We start from the raw sequence: 17,064 nt of genomic DNA, 5'->3' as shown, positions 1-17,064 counted from the left end.
CGCGAGCCATCGACAGCCCGGCCTGCCACCGATCCGGCACGCCGGTCGACGACGTACGAGGTGAGGTGACTGGGCCCTAAAGATGTAGATGCTCTTTGGACTCGGCAAATTTGGGAGAGAGCTCTGCTTCTTCCAAAAGGAATCTGTCCAGGGTCGCACTGTTCCTTTTCATGCAGTCGATGAGACTGAGTCTATTTGGGAAATCTGCGAACGGATAGCTTTTGCCGTCGTCTTCGTCTGACCAGAAGTAGCCGTCACCCGTCGCTGGGGCGTGCGGGACAGCCACGACGGCCGTACCGGCCGGCAGCCGACTCTTCGTTCCGTCGGCGACCAACTCGAACCGCAGCCGATATATATGAATAGTCACATCATTCTTTCGTTCGGGCGTGCTGAACCGCAGAGCAAAGCGATCCGCCTCATCCGCGCCTTGCTGCTGGCTGACCGGCGCCTCGAGCACAGACCTGCGGGAGGGGAACAATGGCAGCAGCACGTCGTAGGTGGCGGAAACAGCTATTGGGAAGCCCTGCGAGCCACACTGCTCAATGACCACAGATTCCTCAACCGTCATGATGACCCGAGTGATCACCGAACGCCGAACGCCCCGATTGTGCACAGTGAACTCCACAATGGGCTGCGTCCACTCCTCCTCGCCTTGGCTGTTCTCATCGCCAGTACGCTCCGGGTCTCGCACGACTAGGTCGATGAAAGCCAAGCCCGGCGTATCCGGCGAACTAGCCGACGGTTCCGTCGAACCCACACTCAGTGACGGGTCCGCCGAACCCTCAGCAGTGGGTGGCGCGCCCGTCGGATCCGGTGCCTCGCTCAGCATCTCGCGCCAGTCCGGCACAGCGGCCAGCACCCCGACGAACAACGCGGCGAAGGTCGCCAGCGCGACCAGCACGGACAGTCTCGGATGCTGTTCCAGCCGCTGTAGGAACCCAACTTTTCGAGCAGGCTCCGTAGGTGCCGGCTTCGAGGTTGTCGTGCCGACCCCGCCTTCCTCCGACGAGGATTCGGCACCGCCCTCGACCGCGCTCACCGCCACCACCCACATAGGCCGCCCTTGGCATTCGGAAGCACACGTTACTCGTCTTTTGCCGGTCTTCAATGTGTCGGGCGTAGATCACCTACCCGGCGTTCCGAGTTGGGAGCAGTCCGGTACCGGGTGACAGCTGGCCTGGGTCATGGCGGCGTCAGGAAACTGGTCACGGCCTGGCGGAAACCGTCCGGATCCTCCACCCACGGCAGGTGACCGGTCCCGGCCAGGCTCACCCGGGCACAGTTCGGCAACGCCCGGTGCAGCGAGTCGACAGCCCAACGCGGGCGGATGTCCTCGGCGCCGTCGACGATCAGCACGGGCAGGTCGAGCGCCTCGCACCGCGCTGCGAGGTCGGACTCCCGCAACTCCCGCTTCACCTCGGCGTTGACGGCCCGGTTGCACTCCCGGTTGACGCCCCGCCAGGGCGTGGCCATGGCTTCGGCGTGCCGCAGGGCGGCGTCGGGGTCGGCGAAGTCGGCCGACCACTGCAGCACCGCCCACTCGCGTTCCTCGGCGGGCGTGCGGTCGCGGGCGCCGAGCGCCTCCCACCGGTCCCGGTGCGCGCCGAGCCGCCGCCGCAGGTTCCGCTCGTAGTGCGGGTGCCAGCCGCGGTCGGGGTCGATGCCGGTGCCGGAGACGTAGATCAGGTGGCTGACCCGGTCCGGGTGGTCGAGGGCGTACCGCAGCGCCAGGTGCGCGCCCCACGAGTGCCCCAGCAGCGCCACCCGGGGACCGCCGAGTTGCTCGCGGACCGCGTTCAGGTCGGCCACGAAGCGCGCGGTCGTGTACGGCCCGCGCCGCTGCGAGCGACCACAGCCGCGCTGGTCCCATCGGATGGTGCGGGCGTCGGCTTCGAGCAGCCGGGCGACCGGTTCGAGGTGGTCCCAGAGGCCCGGGCCGCCGTGGCAGAACACCAGCGGCGGTCCCGCGCCGGCCCGGTCGGCCCACAGGCGACAGTCGTCATCGGTACGCACGACCACGGCCATCAGGGACAGTATGCCGGCCCGCCGGGGCGGGTGTGCGCCGTGTCCAGCGGGCAGGTGACGCCGGTCAGGTCCTCGGAGAGGGCCCACAGCCGCCGGGCGAGCGTGCTGTCCCGGGCGGTTCTCGACCGGCCGACCAGCGTGGGGGCGCCGCGTCCCTGCAGGAGGCCGGCCGGGCCGGCGTAGCTTCCGCCCGGTACGTCCGCCACGGCCGCGTAGAGGGTGGGCAGCACGCCGTCCTCGTCGCTCTGCGAGAGGCGCTCGGTGACGGTCGCGCGGAGCCGTTGGAGCGGGGAGCGCCCGTGGTCGAGATGCGCGAGGAGGTTGGTGGCTGCCATCCCGGGGTGGGCGGCGGTGGCGCGGACCGGCGAGCCGGCCTCGGTGAGGCGGCGATCGAGTTCCGCGGTGAACAGCAGGTTCGCGAGCTTCGACTGCGCGTACGCGGGGAACGCCCGGTAGGGCCGCCGGTCCCAGTTGAGGTCGTCGAGGTCGATCCTCCCGGTCCGGTGGCCGTTGGAGGAGACGGTGACCACCCGCTCGCGGATCCTCGGCAGCAGCAGGTTCGTGAGCGCGAAGTGCCCGAGATGGTTGATGCCGATCTGCAGTTCGAAGCCGTCGGTGGTGCGGCCGAGCGGGGGGACCATCACGCCCGCGTTGTTGATCAGCACGTCGATCGGATCGGTGAGGTCCGCGGCGAACGCGCGGACCGAGGCGAGGTCGGCGAGGTCGAGTCGCCGGACGACGACGTCGCCGACCATGGTCGCGGCGGCGGCCCGCCCTCTGGTGAGATCGCGGACGGCGAGCACGGTGCGGGCGCCCCTGGCGGCGAGCGCACGGGCGGCGGCGCGACCGATGCCACTGTTCGCGCCGGTCACGACGACGGTGCGACCGGTCATGGCGGGGATCTGCGCGGTCGTGAATGTTGTCATGGACAACAATGTAGGCACCGTCAACAATGCTGTCAACGGCAACATCTGGGCTACGGTGGTGCCGTGCCCGCGTACCACCATGGAAACCTTCGGACGACGTTGCTCGCCGCCGCCGAGCGCAGCCTGCGCCGGCACGGCGCGGACCAGCTCTCGCTGCGCGAGTTGGCCCGCGAGGCCGGAGTCAGTCACGCCGCCCCCCGGCGACACTTCCCGGACCGCCAGGCGCTGCTGGACGCGCTCGCCGAGGCCGGCTTCGCCCGGTTGGACGCGGAACTGCGCGCGGCGCTGGACGCCGCGGGCGAGGAGTTCGCACCGCGCCTGCACGCCGTCACGGCGGCCTACCTGAGGTTCGCCACCGAGGACACCGCGTTGCTGGAGCTGATGTTCACCGGCAAGCACCGCGACGGCGCCGAACGCCTCGTCGCGGCCGCCGCCGCGCCGTTCGGGCTGCTGGACGCCCTGATCCGGCAGGGACAGGCAGAGGGGATCCTCGAGCCCGGCGACTCGCAGCGCGCCGGCATCGTGCTGTTCGCGACCATGCAGGGCATCGCCACCCTGGTCAACGGCAACCTGGTGGCGCCGGAACTGCTCGACGGGATCGCCGAGACCGCCGTCGACCAGTTCATGCGCGGATCCCGGCGCCGCTAGCGCGGCCCTGTCACCGTGGTGCCGGCGGCGGGACGACCAGATGTGTCACGCGCACCGGCTCGCTGAGCACAGCCTCAGCGGCCGGGAAGTCGGCGAGCCGGGTGGCCAGGGTGGCGACGGCGAGACGGTGTGGCAACGCGGCGCTGAACTTGAGACCGTTCACGGCGTTGTCGTCGACGGCAGGCAGGCACAACCGTCCGGCGGTCGCAGCGAGCCCGGAACGGAGTTCGTCCCGGCTCAGGCCGGCCCGCAGCCGGATCGACGCGTCGTCGGGGCGCTGGGTCGGATCGGTCAGCTCGCTGAAGGTGGAGAGCAGGGTGGCGTTCGCGCGATAACCCGCCCACGTCCACCACCGCGCCTCGCCGTCACGGTCCTGCACCACGAGCGTGCCGCCCGGATGGACCAACGCGGAGTGCTCCTCGCGCAGACCCGCCAGCCGGCCGGCGGCTCGGCCGGTCAGCGCGACCGGCGGATCGGCGCCGAGCAGGACCTCCCGCATAGCGCGGAGCATCGGGTACGACCGTCCCGCCGGCGTTCCGCCGGTCATCCAGAGCGCCTTACCCCCGCTCTCGGCCGGTTCCACGAAGCACCGTTGGCGTTTCCAGTCGATGTGGGTGACCCGCCAACTGCGTCCGGCGAGCAGTAGCAGTCGCGGTCCCTGCACCTTGGCGGTGAGCAGCGCCGGGTCGGTGCGTCCGATCTCGGAGCGCCCCGACATCACGGTGAACTGCGGCGGCGCCGTGAACACCGCCAGCATGTCCATGAAGTGCCGCCTACCGAAGCGCCGTTCCGCCTCCGGGCCGACGAAGAGCATTCCGGAGTCGGAGTCGAGGTATCCGTGGTCGACGAGGTGCCGCACGATGACCTCGGCGTTCCCGTCGAACGGGGGCAGGTCGTTCCACCCGTGCCGCCAGAGCCGATCGCCGATCCGGTTTTCCTGCAACGCGAGCGCGAGCACCTGCTGGGCGACGATGTGTCGCGGCTCGGCCGGCGGGACGACCTCCTCGACCCATCCCCGACCCCAGAGGTGGAGCAGCCCGGCCGCCTGAAGCAGCCCGTCGCCGTCGAGCGTCAGGAAGAGACAGTTCCGGCTGGTCCCCGGCCGACGACCGGTCCGGCCGATCCGTTGCAGAAAGGCGGCGACGCTGCGCGGCGCGCCGATCTGGACGACCCGGTCAAGGTCGCCGACATCGATGCCGAGTTCGAGCGTGCTGGTGGCGACGATGACACAGTCGCGTTCCTGGGCGAACGCCTCCTCGGCGCGACGCCGCTCCTCCGCCGACAGGGAGGCGTGGGACAGGAAGGTCGTCACGCCGAGTGAGCGGAGACGCTGCCCGAGCTCTTCGACCAATGCACGGGACTCACAGAAGACCAACCGCTTCTCCCCCCGGTGCAGCGCGGCGAGCACCTTGGCCGCGTTGTGCACCGAGCCCACATAGTCCACCTCCACGTCACCCGGTGGCCGGCCGGTGTGCCCGGCGAGGGCCGGCGGAAGCTCAGGCGCGACGACCCGACCGGGCTCGCGGTCGCGCCCGGCCCCCTGCAGCCAGGTCAACAGCGTCTCGGGGTTGCCGACGGTGGCGGACAGGCCGACGCGCTGCACGGACCGACCGGCGACCCGGCTGAGACGTTCCAGCACGGCCAGGAGGTGCCACCCCCGGTCGTCACCGGCGAACGCGTGCACCTCGTCCACCACGACCGTCCGAAGCGCCCGGAAGAACTCGTCGTGATCGACGGTGGCGCTGACCAGCATCGACTCCAGGGACTCCGGAGTGGTCAGCAGGACGTCGGGCCGCTCCCGAAGGATCCTGCGCCGCCTTCCCGCGGTCACGTCGCCGTGCCAGAGCGCGGCCCGACGTCCCAACCAACTGGTGTAGGTCTCGATGCGAGGCAGCAGATTGTTCAGCAGAGCTTTGAGTGGGCAGACATAGAGCACGGAGGTGCCGGACCAGTCCTCCCGCGCCATCCGGGACAGCAGCGGAAACATGGCCGCCTCGGTCTTGCCGCCGGCGGTGGGCGCGAGAAGCAGCGCGTGCTCACCGTCGAGGAGCGGTCGCACAGCTGCCTCCTGCATCGGACGGAGACCCGGCCACTGCAGCGAGTTCACCACATGGTGCAGGACCACCGGGTGCAGCAACTCGGCGTCCGTCGCCATCCCGCTCCCCTAGAGTTCCAGGTCGACGTCGGCGGCGCTGGAGACGTTGCGTTCCACGTCGGTCATTTCCGCCGTCGACAGGGTCAACGCGTAGTGGCGGCGCGGGTCGAAGTCGGCGAACTGGTCCACCCGGTCGAGCACGTCGGCCACCAGCTTCTTGAGGAACAGCCGCGGTGCCACACCCACCTTGCCGCCCAACCCACCCGCGACGGCGCGGGCAAGGTCACCGAGATAGGTGTCGTCCACCAGCGTTCTCAGACGCTCCGGCGCGACCGCCCCATCCGCGTACAGGTCCCGCACGCGAACGCCCAGTTCGACCAACGAGTCGACGGTGAAGCCGGACAGCCGGACCTGAACCGCCCGTGGGTTGTCGAAGCGCGGGTCCGTGGTGAAGTCGACCGCGAGCCGCTGGGCGAGCGGCGCGAGTCGCTGGACTCCCTGCGGGCCCTCGTAGAAGGCCGGCGTTCCGGTGATCACCAGATACAGGCCGGGGAAGCGGCCGGAGTGCACCTCGTCGATGAGCTGGCGAAGCGCGTTCAGGGCCTTGTCACGGGCGTCCGATCGAACCCGCTGCAGCGTTTCGACCTCGTCCAGGACCAGCAGTAGACCCGGATGACCGCTGTCGCGCAGCACGGCCAGCATCCCCTGAAGGAAGCTGAGCGCGGCGAAGTGGTCGAGGTCGCCCCGCACGCCGGCGACGCGGCGGGCCGACGCGGCAACGTGCGGCTGGCCACCGAGCCAGGCGAGCACCGCGTCGGCCGTGGCCGTGTCACCGTCGAGGCCGGCGCTCCGATAGCCACGCAGAGCGGCCGCGAAGGCGGGCGCGCTCCGGCTGACGGAGGCCAGTCGCCGCTCCAGCAGCGCCGTCACGGCCCGGTCGAGCGCGCCCCCGTCCTCCGGTGGCACCTCCCCGGCCGCGAGCACGTCCTCCTCGAGCGCGTAGAACCAGCTGTCGACCACCGGCCGCAGCGCGCTGGGCGGAAACGTCGCCGTGCTCAGCCGCTCGGTGAGGCGCCGGTAGACCGTCTCCAGCTTGTGCAGGGGTGTCTCGTTCTCGGAGATCTGCACTTCCGCCGTGGCCAGGTTGGCGCGTTTCGCCCGCTCGGCGATCCATCTGGTGAAGAACGTCTTGCCGGATCCGTACTCACCTCGGACAGCCTTGAACACCGATCCCCCGGTGGCAACGGTGTCCAGGTCCTCGCTCACCGAGGTCAGGAAGCGGTCCAGGCCGACAGCCAGCAGGTCCAGGCCGGCCGACGGCACGGCACCACGCCGCAGGGCGTCGATCACCTCCCGGCGCCGGGCGGGGCTGACCGTGGTCACGGCGCATCCTGCGGCAGGCCGAACTGGGTCCGCAGCAACGAGATGTCCAAGCGGACGGTGCGTCCGTCGTCGATCAGGGAGAGCACCGGATAGTTGTCGACGTTGAAGATCCTTTGCAGGGTGGCCAGGAATCCGGACGCCCGCGCGGGCAGTTCTCCTGCTCGCTGGGCCAGGACTGCCAGCGCCAGCACACCCCTGGCATCGACGAGCGCCCGCAACGCGGCCTCGATCTTGCCGAGGTCGACCCTGCGCGGGGTCAGACCATGCTGGGCCCGGAAGATGTCCGAGGCCAGAATGACCGTCACCAGGTCACTCCCGGTCGCCGTGGGTGTCGACGCCACCTCGGGCAGGTCGAACAGCGCGGGTCCGCCCGGGTTCGCCTGCGGTTTACGACGAGGCTTCGGTGCCGCGGCCGGCCGCGGCACGGTCTGCGCCGCCGGTGGTTCGTCCGTCTCCCACCAGCGGGGCCGCTCCGCAGCCAGGGGCACCCACCCGTCGGGGATCTCGTCGGCGTTGGGCAGCAGGAAGGTCAGCAGCGGGATCGTCACCTCGCCCAGCGACGCTCCGCCGTGGTAGCCGGCCTTGGTGGGACGGTAGCGCCGCAGCGGATCCCACAGTGCGACGATCCGATTTCCCTCGGCCACGACCCGAGGTCCGGTGAGTTCCACCTCTCCGTCGTCGGCAGGCCGCGCACCCGTCCGGTGCCGGGCCGAGACCGCATCGTCGGCCCTGACCAGCTCACCACCGCGCTCCAGCACATGACCGTGGTCGCTCGTGATCACGACGATCCGCCCGGACGACCGGGCGAGGTCGAGCAGGCTGCCCAGGAAGCCCAGGTCACTGAGCTGCCAGCCGGCCTCACCGCCTTCCCTACCGAGAGACAGTGAATCGTCCACCGTATTGATCACCACGGAGACGAGGCGCGCGGTGCTGGCCAACGCGTCCGCCAGTTCGCCCGCGAGCACCTCTCCCGCGCCACCACGAGCCGGCCCCTTGTGGAAGATCCGAGCGTCGTCACCCCATCGGCCCCGACCGAAGACCTGTTCCTCGGTGGACTGGGTACCGGAACGAAGCGCGCCGGCGAACAGAGAAGTCCGGGACACGGCCGTCAGGGTGGGCAACGCCGCAGCGATGCCGCGCCGCCGGGCGACACCGCCGCCGGCGAGGGCGTCGTACTCCACCCACTGATGCGACAGCACGTCGGCGAGGTCGACGGAGACCGCCGCGCTCATGCCGTCGAGCACCACCAGGAGCACCTGCCGGTGGGCTCGGATCAGCGGATCGACGACCCGCGGCAGGAGGTTCTCGACCGTCAGGAGGTCACCGTCGTTGCTCGGGCCGGCGGTGGCCCACGCCGCGAGCCGGCCGGCGAAAGCTCGGTCGAGGTCACGGCGGCGCTGGTACGCCCGCTCATGGACGGCACCGAACGCACGCTGCAGCTCCGGGTGAACATCCTCGCCGGCCCAGACATGGTTCAGCGCCAGGTCGACCCAGCCCCACTCCGCGACCTGCCGATGCACGCCGTCGGCGACGCTGACCGGCGGCTCGACCGGAACGCCGAGCCATCGGACCAGTCGCTGGGCCATCCGAACCCGCCGGACCCGGTCCGTTCCCTCCCCGGCCAACCGGTGCGTGGCGAGCCGATCCACCACGGCCGCCAGGTCAGGGACGCCAGCACTGCCCAGCGCGGAGAGGAGCGCCGCGGCGACGTCTCCGATGCACCTGGACAAGCCGGCGCGGAGGATCTGGCTGTGGCCGGCGCTGCCCACCGCATTGAACTGGATGAGGAGCTGTTCGGCCCGGTCCAGCACGGCCTGCCCCTGCCGCCGGACCGCGGGATCCCGGTCGGTCAGCATGCCGTCGACCACGCCGACGGCGGCATCGGCGAACCCGCGTACGGTGGCATCGTCGTCGAGACCACCGAAGTACTGCTCGATCCGTCCGCGTGCGCGGAGAGCCTCGGGCGTGTCGACGGTCCACAGCGCGTCGCACACCAGGCCCAGCGGCAGCGCGTCCGCGCCTCGCCCCACGCCCACGAGGGCGAACAGCGCCCGGGCCGGACGGCGGAATTCGTCGACCAACCAGCGGGTGAGGCCGTCCTGCTCGTCTCGCGTCAGCAGGGTGAACCCCTCCACCGCGGCGGGTTCGACGCTCCACCGCAGCAGCGTTCGGACGTCGAGCGCGTCCGGGTCGTCCCCTCGCCGGGTCAGACCGAGCCGGACCGCCGCGAGGTGCCGCAACGCGATGTCCCGGCTGAGCACCTTCGTGGCGACCCGGGGCCACCCGCCCGGCGGCATCGCGTCGAGCAACGCCTGCCCGGCCCACTCCTCCCGCTCCAACGCGGAGTCAGGCACTCGGGCGCCGAACGCGTCGACCACGAGGTCCCACGGCTCGACGGTGAGCACCCGCTGTCGGAAGACTTGGCTGAGGATGCCCGGTCCGAGCTTCGACTCAGCGGTGCCGGTGAGCAACACCAGCACCTCCCGCTCGCGCTCGGCGACAAGCTGCTCCCAGATCCCCAGCGGCGAGACGCACGGAACGACCCGCATCTGACGTCCGTCGGGCAGCGGCAACGTGGGATCGTGCGGCCAGTCCGGTTCCGCGGCCACCACCATGACCGGGTACGCGTCGCCGTTACGATGCCGGTCGAGTTCCTGCGCCACCTTCTGGGCGAGAGCCGCCGGGCTGATCCGCAGCACCTGGGCGGCAACGGTCGCCTCTGTCATCGCACGATTCTCCAGGTCACCTCGATGGTCGCCTCGGGGTGATCATTGACGTAGTCGCGCAATCTCCCGAACGCCTGATCGGACGCACCGCGAACGATGACTGCCTTCCCCGTGACCGGGGGAGGCGGCGGGGGTGGGAGCGGCGGCGTCCTGGTGGCCCGACGGATGAGATCGACGGTGTCAGCCTGGGCACGACGCAGGGCCGGCGTCAGTGGTGCGGTCAGCTCGTCGGCCGCGGCCACCTGACGCAACTCGAACAGGATGGTGGCAGCGTCACTGGTGTGCGGCTCGGGAAGAGCACCGATGATCTCGAAGTTGTCCCACGAGGCACCGGCTAACGCGGTCGCGATCGCTGCGGCGCTGCTGATGCTCCGGCCCATCCGGTCTGCGGGTCCCGCCAGTTCGGCGCGGGCCATGCGCTCGACGGCTTGCTTTGACGTGCGTGCCGATGCGAGCGCCTCGATCAGCTCGGCGGCAGCGCGGGCGGTTGCGAGCCGCATCGAGTCGCGATCCAACTGGAGTTGGCCCGCGTGCTGCTCCAGCTCCGCGACCAGGGCGTGCACGGCGTCACGGCGTCGCGAAGCCTGCGTGATCAGGTCCCGGCCGAACAGGGCGACCAACCGGCCACGACGCAGGGCGAGGGGCTGGAACCCGAAGATCGCGGCGGCTCGAGCACGCGCCTGTTCCCAGTCGTCCTCGCTCGGCAGGCTCTCCTCGCGCAGGGAGTGGTCGGCGGTGATCCGGCCGATCTCCGGGGCCGGCATGACCTGACTGCCGTGCAGATAGAACGCCCGGTCGGTCTGCTCGGCGAAGGCCGCCACCACGAGCTGCGCCACCATCGGGTCCAGGCCGCGTGGTTTCGGCTCGTCGATCCAGCGCAGCAGGTCGGCGACCCGAAGCTCGCCGGTGATGCCCTCACTGGCGGCCTTCTGGTGGAAGTGTTGCGACCACTCCCCCTCGGCGACGAAGGCGGCTTCGTGCATCGTGCCGAGCCGCAGCGGGTTGGCGATCCGTCGCATGGTCAGCCGGTGGGCCCGCTCCACCTCGACCCGCCCCTCTGGTGACTCGACCGCCTGCTGGACGTAGCCGAACACCGTCCTGACCTCCGGAAGCCGCACCGGTTCGCCCTTGCGGTCCGGGTCGAAGTCCGGGTGCGCCGGGTACTGCTGGCTGAGCATCTGGTCGCCGAGGCTGCGGAGGGCGTCGTTGAAGGTGGCGCCCATGGGCAACTTGGGTTCCAGCGCCCGGGTCAGCGACTGGAGGTGGTCGTCGAAGCCCAGTTGCACGTCGGACGACTGTTTGGTGGCCAGCCCGTACGCCTGACGCAGCACGCCCTGCATTTTCGCCAGCAACGCGCTGCGCTGGTTGGTCAGCGCGCCGTGTGCGCGGCGGCGGTCGTCGGGGTTGAGGTGCTCGGCGTGGCTGTCGAATCGTTGCCCTTCGAGCAGCTTGTCGATGATGACGAGCTTGCCCAGCTCGTTGCGGCGCTCGACCGTGAGGGCCGCCGGGATCCAACAGACGGTCTGCGCGGTGGTACGGCCGAGGAGGTTCTGCACCCGCTGGCGGTCGTCGGCCGGGCCGTGGCTGCCGTCGTCGAAGGGGTAGTCGACGATCATCCGCCAGCCGGCCTGATCGTCCGGGTGGAAGGCTTCGTCCCGGATGTCGTGCGGGTCGCGGACGTTGCCGTAGACCAGCTCGATCACCCGGCGGCTGCCGCGCCAGGTCAGCCCGGCCTCGGCGAAGAACGAGTCGCTCCAGGGCACGCCGAGCTGCGCCCAGAGCAGCCGCTGGACGATGTGCTTGCGTGCGCCGTCGTTGTCGTAGTGCTTGGCGGTGGCGAGGACGCTGTCGACGTCGACGCCGACCAGCTCCAGCGACACCACCGGGTCGTCGCCCTCCCCGATGCGGATCTCGGGGAACTGGCCGGCCCAGTCGGCGAGCTTCCGGTTGACCTGGGCGACCTCGCCGCCGGGGATCGGGCTGGTGATGCTGCCGTGGTTGAGGGCGGAGAGGCGCCGGCCGGTGAGGTTGCGCAGCGCCGGGACGCTCGGCGCGAGCGCGGCCAGCAACAGCGTTTTGATCAGGCGATCGTCGCCGGTGAAGGCTCGGATCCGTCCGGCGATCTGCGCGCTCGGCGGGTCGCCGCGACGTGCCGCGTCGAGATCCTCCTCGACGAGGCCGTGCTGGCCGAGCAGGTGTGGCCGCAGCTTGAGGTCGTAGAGCTTCTGGGCCATCTCGAACTCGGCCTTCAGCTTCTCGGTGAAGGGCTGGTCGCCGCCGCCGCTGATCACGTCGTAGAGGTCGCCGAGGGGCACGAGCTGCCCGAGCCGGAGGGTCTCGCGCCGGTCGACCAGGAGCTGCCGCATGAGCTTGAGCGCGGTGCGGGAGCGTTGCAGCGCGCTGGAGACGTGGACCAGGGTGGAGATGAAGGCGGGGCTGAACGGGTACGTCGACCGGAACGCGTCGATGTCGGCGCCACTGCCGGAGTCGGTGCCGAGCAGGGTGTCGAACACCTCCCGGCGGACCTTCGTGGTGCTCTCGAAGGCGCGTGACATCGCCTCCGCGGCCTCGCTGGTCAGCGGTTTGAGCAGCCGACGGCGGGCGATCTCCGGGAGGTTGCGGTCCTCCAGCTTGATGACGTCGAAGCGACCGCTGGCCAGGTTGAGGTTGTCCTGGTAAGCCAGCTCGTTGGCACCGACCACCTCCTCGCCGACCAGCTCGCGAAGGTCGCGCTGCCGGGCGATGAAGCTGATCACCGGGATGGGTCGCCGGGTGTCGCCGCCCTCGACGAAGTTGGTGATCTTCTGGATCTCCTGGGAGACGAACTTCTGGTCGCCGATGGAGTTGGCCAGCCAGAGGATCAGCTCGTCGAGGAAGAGGATCAGTCCGTGGTAGCCGAGGTCCTTGGCGTGCCGGCTGATCTCGGTGAGCCCCGGGTCGAGCGAGATGAAGGCTGTGGCGTCCTCGCGGGCGTTGCTGAAGAATCCGACGTTCCAGCTGGTCAGCAGTTCGTTGACGAGCTTCCGGCGCAGTTCGTCAGAATAGTCCTTGGCGGCGAACGCCTGGTCCAGTCGCTCGGGCGTCCAGAACGCCTCGGTGTCACCCCACTCGTCCTCGACGTCGCCGCCGGGCAGGCCGGCGATGAACTGCGCGTCGCCGATCTTCTCCCGCAGCGAGGCGGCCTGCCCCAGCAGCGAGTCGGTGCGGTGCACCGCGGGGATGGGCGCCTCCGGGTGCAGGGCGCGCACCCGGTCCACGTATCCGCCGAGGACCCGCTGCTCCAGCGACCGCGCGTCGAGCAGGTGGTAGGGCACGAGCAAGAACGTGCGCCCGTCCAACCAGACACTGTGCTTCGCGACCAGGGGCGCCAACTCGTCCCGCCCGCGAGCCGCCGGCTCACCGCGCAGCAGCGCGTGCAGCACCGCCATGAAGTGCGACTTGCCGGAGCCGAACGACCCGTGCAGGTAGGCGGCCTTGGAGGCGTGCCCCTCGACGGCGGACCGGATCAGCCCGAGCGCCTCGTCGAAGTTCGTCAGCAGTCGGTCCGTCACGACGTAGTCGCGCAGGGTGGTGTCGGCGTCGGCGACGCTGTCGGCCAGCTTGAGCACGAAGTCGCTTGTGCTCGTGCGCTCCGGGATCTCGATGAACTCTCGGAGCAGCGGCGCGGCCGTGGGCGAAGACATGTTGAACACCGTACCGATCACCGTGGGTTCCCTGAGCGTGGGCACACAGTGCCAGAGGCGACATGACACCGACGGCGGACCCCACCACAACCGGACATTCTTTCCAGCCGGCGTAGGGCTGGGATAGAACGGCTGATCATGGGGTGGACACCCGAAACCCGGCAGGGTAGGACATCAGTCGGGGCCATTCCACACCGCTGCCGTCGGCGGCTCGCCGTCGGCAGAGCGGCAAGTCTCGTTCAGTGTGGCGGCAGGGGCCCTGGCTCGGCCTTCACCTTCTCCGCTCGAAGAGGTTATTGACTGATGCACGTCGACAGGATCGAACGGTCCATCGGACAGCTGATCGACGAAATCTCGAATGCCGAGATCCTGCTTCCCGAAATCCAGCGGGAATATGTCTGGAAGCCGACACAGGTGGCCAAGCTGATGGACTCCATCTATCGGGGCTACCCCTTCGGATCCCTGCTGTTCTGGGAGACCGACGAGCCCCCGGAGACCCGCGAGATGTTCATCAGCGGACCCGAAGCGGTCCCGAGCAAGCCGCCGCTCTTCCTTCTCGACGGCCAGCAGCGCCTGACGTCCCTTCACCGAGTGTTCACCGACCACCCGGACGCGCAGGTCGTCTTCCACGTGGAGAACCAGAAGTTCCAGAACCAGAGCGCAGCCACCCAGCGCGACCCGAAGTGGGTCAAGGTGGCGACGGTACTTGACCAGAAGACCTCGATGCTGCGACTGACCCAACAGTTGCTCGAAGCCAAGTCGTCCCTGGAGGACCACGAGATCGAGGAACGACTCCGAAAGATCAAGGAGCTGCGCAACCGCCGGTTCGTCATGGAGGTGCTCAAGGGCTTTCCGTACGACGAGGTCGCGGAGATCTTCGTGCGGGTCAACAGCGGTGGCCGACGTCTCGGCACTCTCGACCTGGCGATGGCCACCCTGTCGACGCGCTGGAAGGGGGTGCTGGCCGAGCTGCAGAGCGAGTCGGAACACTGGCTCCGCCACGGCTACGGGCACATCGACGTCAACTTCCTGTCCCGGGCGTTGGCGGGTGTCGTGCTGGGCCGAGGCCTGTCGGTGTGGTCCCACAGCAAGCTGCGGCAGACCAGCGACACGGATCTGGAGCGGGGCTGGGGGGTGGTCAAGCACGGTCTACGGCGGCTGATCCCGCTGCTCCGCTCGCACCTCGGGCTGACCCGTTCCGACCCACTGCCCTCGATGATCGTCCTGATCCCGCTGGTCGTGCTCCTCGGCGAGCGCGACGACGACACCATCGACTCGGAGACGTCGAACGGGATCATCTACTGGCTGCTGCTGGCCACCATCCGCACCCGCTACAGCGGATCCACCGACACCCGGCTGAGCCAGGACATCCGGGCCGCCCGGCAGCCAGATCCGGTCCGCTCCCTGCTGGAGGGCCTCAACGTCGAGAGCTCCCGGGCCGAGGTCACCGAGCGAGCGCTGCGCGGGCGGACGAAGGAGAGTCCCTACTTCTTCCTCAGCCTGCTGGTGGCCCTGGCCGGCGACGCCCGCGACTGGTGGTACGGCGGCGACATCCTTCCGGACGCCACGGACGCGCCGAAGCTCGAGCACCACCACGTCCACCCGCCTTCGACCCTTGACGACTCCCGGTTCGACAAGGCAATGATCAATGACCTGGCCAACCTCGTGTTCATCTCCGGCCAGGCCAACAAGAAGATCAACGGGCGGAGCCCAGCCGAGTACTTCCAGGAACTGAGCGATGAGGAACTGCGAGCGCACCTCGTGCCGCTTGACGAGTCATTGCGGGACCCGGACAGCTACCAACGATTCCTCAACGCGCGCCGCACCCTCCTCACGGACGCCATGAACTCGCTCCTGGACCGCTTCCGGCCGTCGTTCCTCGACGACGTCACCTCCGAGAGCGCCGACCCGAGTGCCGGCTATTCGCTCGATCTGGCGTTGTACGGAGGCGTCCGTGACGGTGGCCGGATCGTGTTCACCGCTTCCGGCGACGGCATCTCCTGGACCGGCTCGGCCAGCGTGGCCGAGATGGACAGCGCGATCGATTCGGCGCGGGTCTCCGGCATCGACAGCGACGTGACGATCTCCGGTGAGTCCGTACCGGTGGAGACGATCGAGGACTCCTTGCAGGTGCTCATCGGGCCCTTCCTGGTCACCGGGACGCCGGAGGAATGGCGGACCGTCTTCGACCGGGAGCTCGACACGTCGCAGCCGCTCTCCGCCCTGCCCTCCGTCGAGGCGAAGCCGTGGGACGGAAGCGCGGTGAAGTTCCCCATCACCAGCACGGACTGACCGCGTACGCACTCACCCAGAGGAAAACCTGATGGCACAGGCGTGGATCGTGCGGGCCGGCCGCGACGACAGCTACGACGCACTCGCTCTCGACAAGCACCTGATCGCGGTCGGTTGGTCCGCGGCGGGAGACCTGACCGACGCCCTGAGTCCCGGGGAGATCAAGGACCGTGTCCGCGCGGCCTACCCGGACGTCGAGCGGCGCGCGGTGGAGAACTACGCGATCCAACTGATCGCGTTCCGGTCGCGGATGGCCGAGGGTGACATCGTGCTGTTTCTCCGCGCGACGAGCCCCGACGTGGCCGTCGGTCAGGTGGTCGGGCCCTACCAATACCGGACGGACCTGCCGTCCGGGATCCGGCACGCTCGGGCGGTGCACTGGTCCCGGACCGACGTGCCACGAGCGTCGGTGGAGCGGGAGGTGCTCGCCCTGCCGTCGCTCACCACCGTCTACCGGATCAACCAGGCAGACAGCATCGCTCGCCTGGAACGGCTCCGAGGCTCTGCGGCCCCGGTGGCGGTGCTGCCCGACGAGCCCGTCACCGCCGCCGATCTCGACCACGACGCCGCGCCGTTCACCAATCTCAAGCGCAACCTCAACTACGCTCGCAGCCTTGCCACCGCCGGCCAGCATCTGGCCCAGCTCAAGGTGGGCGCCTTCGAGGTGTCCGACGTCTTCCGCGCTGCGTGGGTGCAGAGCGTGGCAGCGCTCGACCACTGGGTGCGCCAGGAGGTCCGTGCCCGCATGCTCAAGTTGGCGGCGCAGCCCTCAATCCAAAGGCCCAGAGCCTTCACCGCGTTCCAGATGTCGCTCGGACTCGTCGAGCAGGTCCAGCTCGGCACGAAGACCCTCGTGGACGCCCTCGACCAGCAACTGCGGGACCAGGGCCACCTTGTCTACCAGAACCCGGACAAGATCCGGGAGGGCTTCGCTCTCGTGCACGACGTCAAGGGCTTCTGGGATCGCGTGGCGCAGGTGCTCACCCAACAGGGTGGGGACGGGGTCTCGTTCACCGGCAAGGAGGTGCAGGAGCAGCTCCGGCAGATCGTGCAGCGCCGGCACAAGATCGCCCACGAGTACGACGAAGACCCGGCCAATCCCAAGGGGAAGCGGCCCATCGACGGTGCCGAGACCACCCGGACGATCGACTACATCGAGCAGGTTGCCGCCGCGATCCTCGATGTCCTCAACAGCGCCGCTGACCAGCCGTCATGACCACCCTCGACGGCGCACGGGAGGATCCTTGAACCAGGGTGGGGCTCGTGGCACGCTCCCCTCATGCCGG

Annotated in this window: 10 protein-coding genes; 3 read left to right on the top strand and 7 right to left on the bottom strand. The window is 69.6% G+C overall.

Going from position 1 to position 17,064, the window contains the following annotated elements; all coding sequences use genetic code 11:
* Nucleotides 1-76 precede the first annotated feature (76 nt).
* The 3 genes from GA0070213_RS01480 to GA0070213_RS01470 form a co-directional block, all read right to left on the bottom strand.
* On the bottom strand, nt 77-1,039 hold the full coding sequence (locus GA0070213_RS01480; RefSeq protein ID WP_139128606.1) for a hypothetical protein: 963 nt from the start codon (nt 1,037-1,039) through the stop codon (nt 77-79).
* Nucleotides 1,040-1,182: 143 nt separating this feature from the next.
* On the bottom strand, nt 1,183-2,025 hold the full coding sequence (locus GA0070213_RS01475) for an alpha/beta fold hydrolase (protein ID WP_091055859.1): 843 nt from the start codon (nt 2,023-2,025) through the stop codon (nt 1,183-1,185).
* Complete coding sequence (locus GA0070213_RS01470) at nt 2,025-2,951, bottom strand: oxidoreductase (RefSeq protein ID WP_091055857.1); 927 nt, start codon at nt 2,949-2,951, stop codon at nt 2,025-2,027. Before GA0070213_RS01470 ends, GA0070213_RS01475 begins: the two co-directional genes overlap by 1 nt.
* A 63-nt stretch (nt 2,952-3,014) precedes the next feature.
* Here GA0070213_RS01470 and GA0070213_RS01465 point away from each other — a divergent pair, with 63 nt between their 5' ends.
* Nucleotides 3,015-3,599 carry a TetR/AcrR family transcriptional regulator gene (locus tag GA0070213_RS01465; protein ID WP_091055854.1) on the top strand — a complete coding sequence of 195 codons (585 nt, stop codon included), beginning with the start codon at nt 3,015-3,017 and terminating at the stop codon, nt 3,597-3,599.
* A 10-nt stretch (nt 3,600-3,609) separates the two neighbouring features.
* Here the strand turns inward: GA0070213_RS01465 and GA0070213_RS01460 are convergent, their stop codons facing one another.
* From GA0070213_RS01460 to pglY, 4 genes are read right to left on the bottom strand one after another with little or no spacing between them, the layout of a single operon-like run.
* Nucleotides 3,610-5,754 (bottom strand): DEAD/DEAH box helicase, encoded by a 2,145-nt coding sequence (locus tag GA0070213_RS01460; RefSeq protein ID WP_091055851.1) that lies wholly within the window; start codon nt 5,752-5,754, stop codon nt 3,610-3,612.
* Nucleotides 5,755-5,763: 9 nt separating this feature from the next.
* Entirely contained in the window at nt 5,764-7,077 is a 1,314-nt protein-coding gene (brxD, locus tag GA0070213_RS01455) for a BREX system ATP-binding protein BrxD (protein WP_091055849.1), read from the bottom strand.
* Nucleotides 7,074-9,803 (bottom strand): BREX-2 system phosphatase PglZ, encoded by a 2,730-nt coding sequence (gene pglZ / locus GA0070213_RS01450; RefSeq protein ID WP_091055847.1) that lies wholly within the window; start codon nt 9,801-9,803, stop codon nt 7,074-7,076. The genes brxD and pglZ overlap by 4 nt, the downstream gene beginning before the upstream one ends.
* Nucleotides 9,800-13,486, bottom strand: coding sequence for a BREX-2 system ATPase PglY (gene pglY, locus GA0070213_RS01445; protein WP_091056625.1), 3,687 nt, complete (start codon nt 13,484-13,486; stop codon nt 9,800-9,802). Before pglY ends, pglZ begins: the two co-directional genes overlap by 4 nt.
* Nucleotides 13,487-13,789: 303 nt before the next feature.
* On the opposite strand from pglY, the gene GA0070213_RS01440 reads away from it, so the two are divergent.
* Both GA0070213_RS01440 and GA0070213_RS01435 read left to right on the top strand, forming a co-directional pair.
* Nucleotides 13,790-15,778 (top strand): GmrSD restriction endonuclease domain-containing protein, encoded by a 1,989-nt coding sequence (locus tag GA0070213_RS01440; protein WP_091055845.1) that lies wholly within the window; start codon nt 13,790-13,792, stop codon nt 15,776-15,778.
* Between the two features lie 31 nt (nt 15,779-15,809).
* Nucleotides 15,810-16,994 (top strand): restriction endonuclease, encoded by a 1,185-nt coding sequence (locus tag GA0070213_RS01435; protein WP_091055843.1) that lies wholly within the window; start codon nt 15,810-15,812, stop codon nt 16,992-16,994.
* The last annotated feature ends 70 nt before the right edge of the window (nt 16,995-17,064 follow it).

The sequence above is a fragment of the Micromonospora humi genome (assembly GCF_900090105.1).
GTDB lineage: Bacteria > Actinomycetota > Actinomycetes > Mycobacteriales > Micromonosporaceae > Micromonospora > Micromonospora humi.
Note: the sequence above shows the minus strand (reverse complement) of the source record. Positions and strands in the feature narration are given on the sequence as shown.

What these genes read in the sequence shown, in the direction of transcription:
- GA0070213_RS01475 (WP_091055859.1), bottom strand. Translation starts at nt 2,025, where the DNA reads ATGGCCGTGGTCGTGCGTACCGATGACGACTGTCGCCTGTGGGCCGAC.
- GA0070213_RS01435 (WP_091055843.1), top strand. Translation starts at nt 15,810, where the DNA reads ATGGCACAGGCGTGGATCGTGCGGGCCGGCCGCGACGACAGCTACGAC.
- GA0070213_RS01440 (WP_091055845.1), top strand. Translation starts at nt 13,790, where the DNA reads ATGCACGTCGACAGGATCGAACGGTCCATCGGACAGCTGATCGACGAA.
- GA0070213_RS01460 (WP_091055851.1), bottom strand. Translation starts at nt 5,754, where the DNA reads ATGGCGACGGACGCCGAGTTGCTGCACCCGGTGGTCCTGCACCATGTG.
- pglY (WP_091056625.1), bottom strand. Translation starts at nt 13,486, where the DNA reads ATGTCTTCGCCCACGGCCGCGCCGCTGCTCCGAGAGTTCATCGAGATC.
- pglZ (WP_091055847.1), bottom strand. Translation starts at nt 9,803, where the DNA reads ATGACAGAGGCGACCGTTGCCGCCCAGGTGCTGCGGATCAGCCCGGCG.
- GA0070213_RS01470 (WP_091055857.1), bottom strand. Translation starts at nt 2,951, where the DNA reads ATGACAACATTCACGACCGCGCAGATCCCCGCCATGACCGGTCGCACC.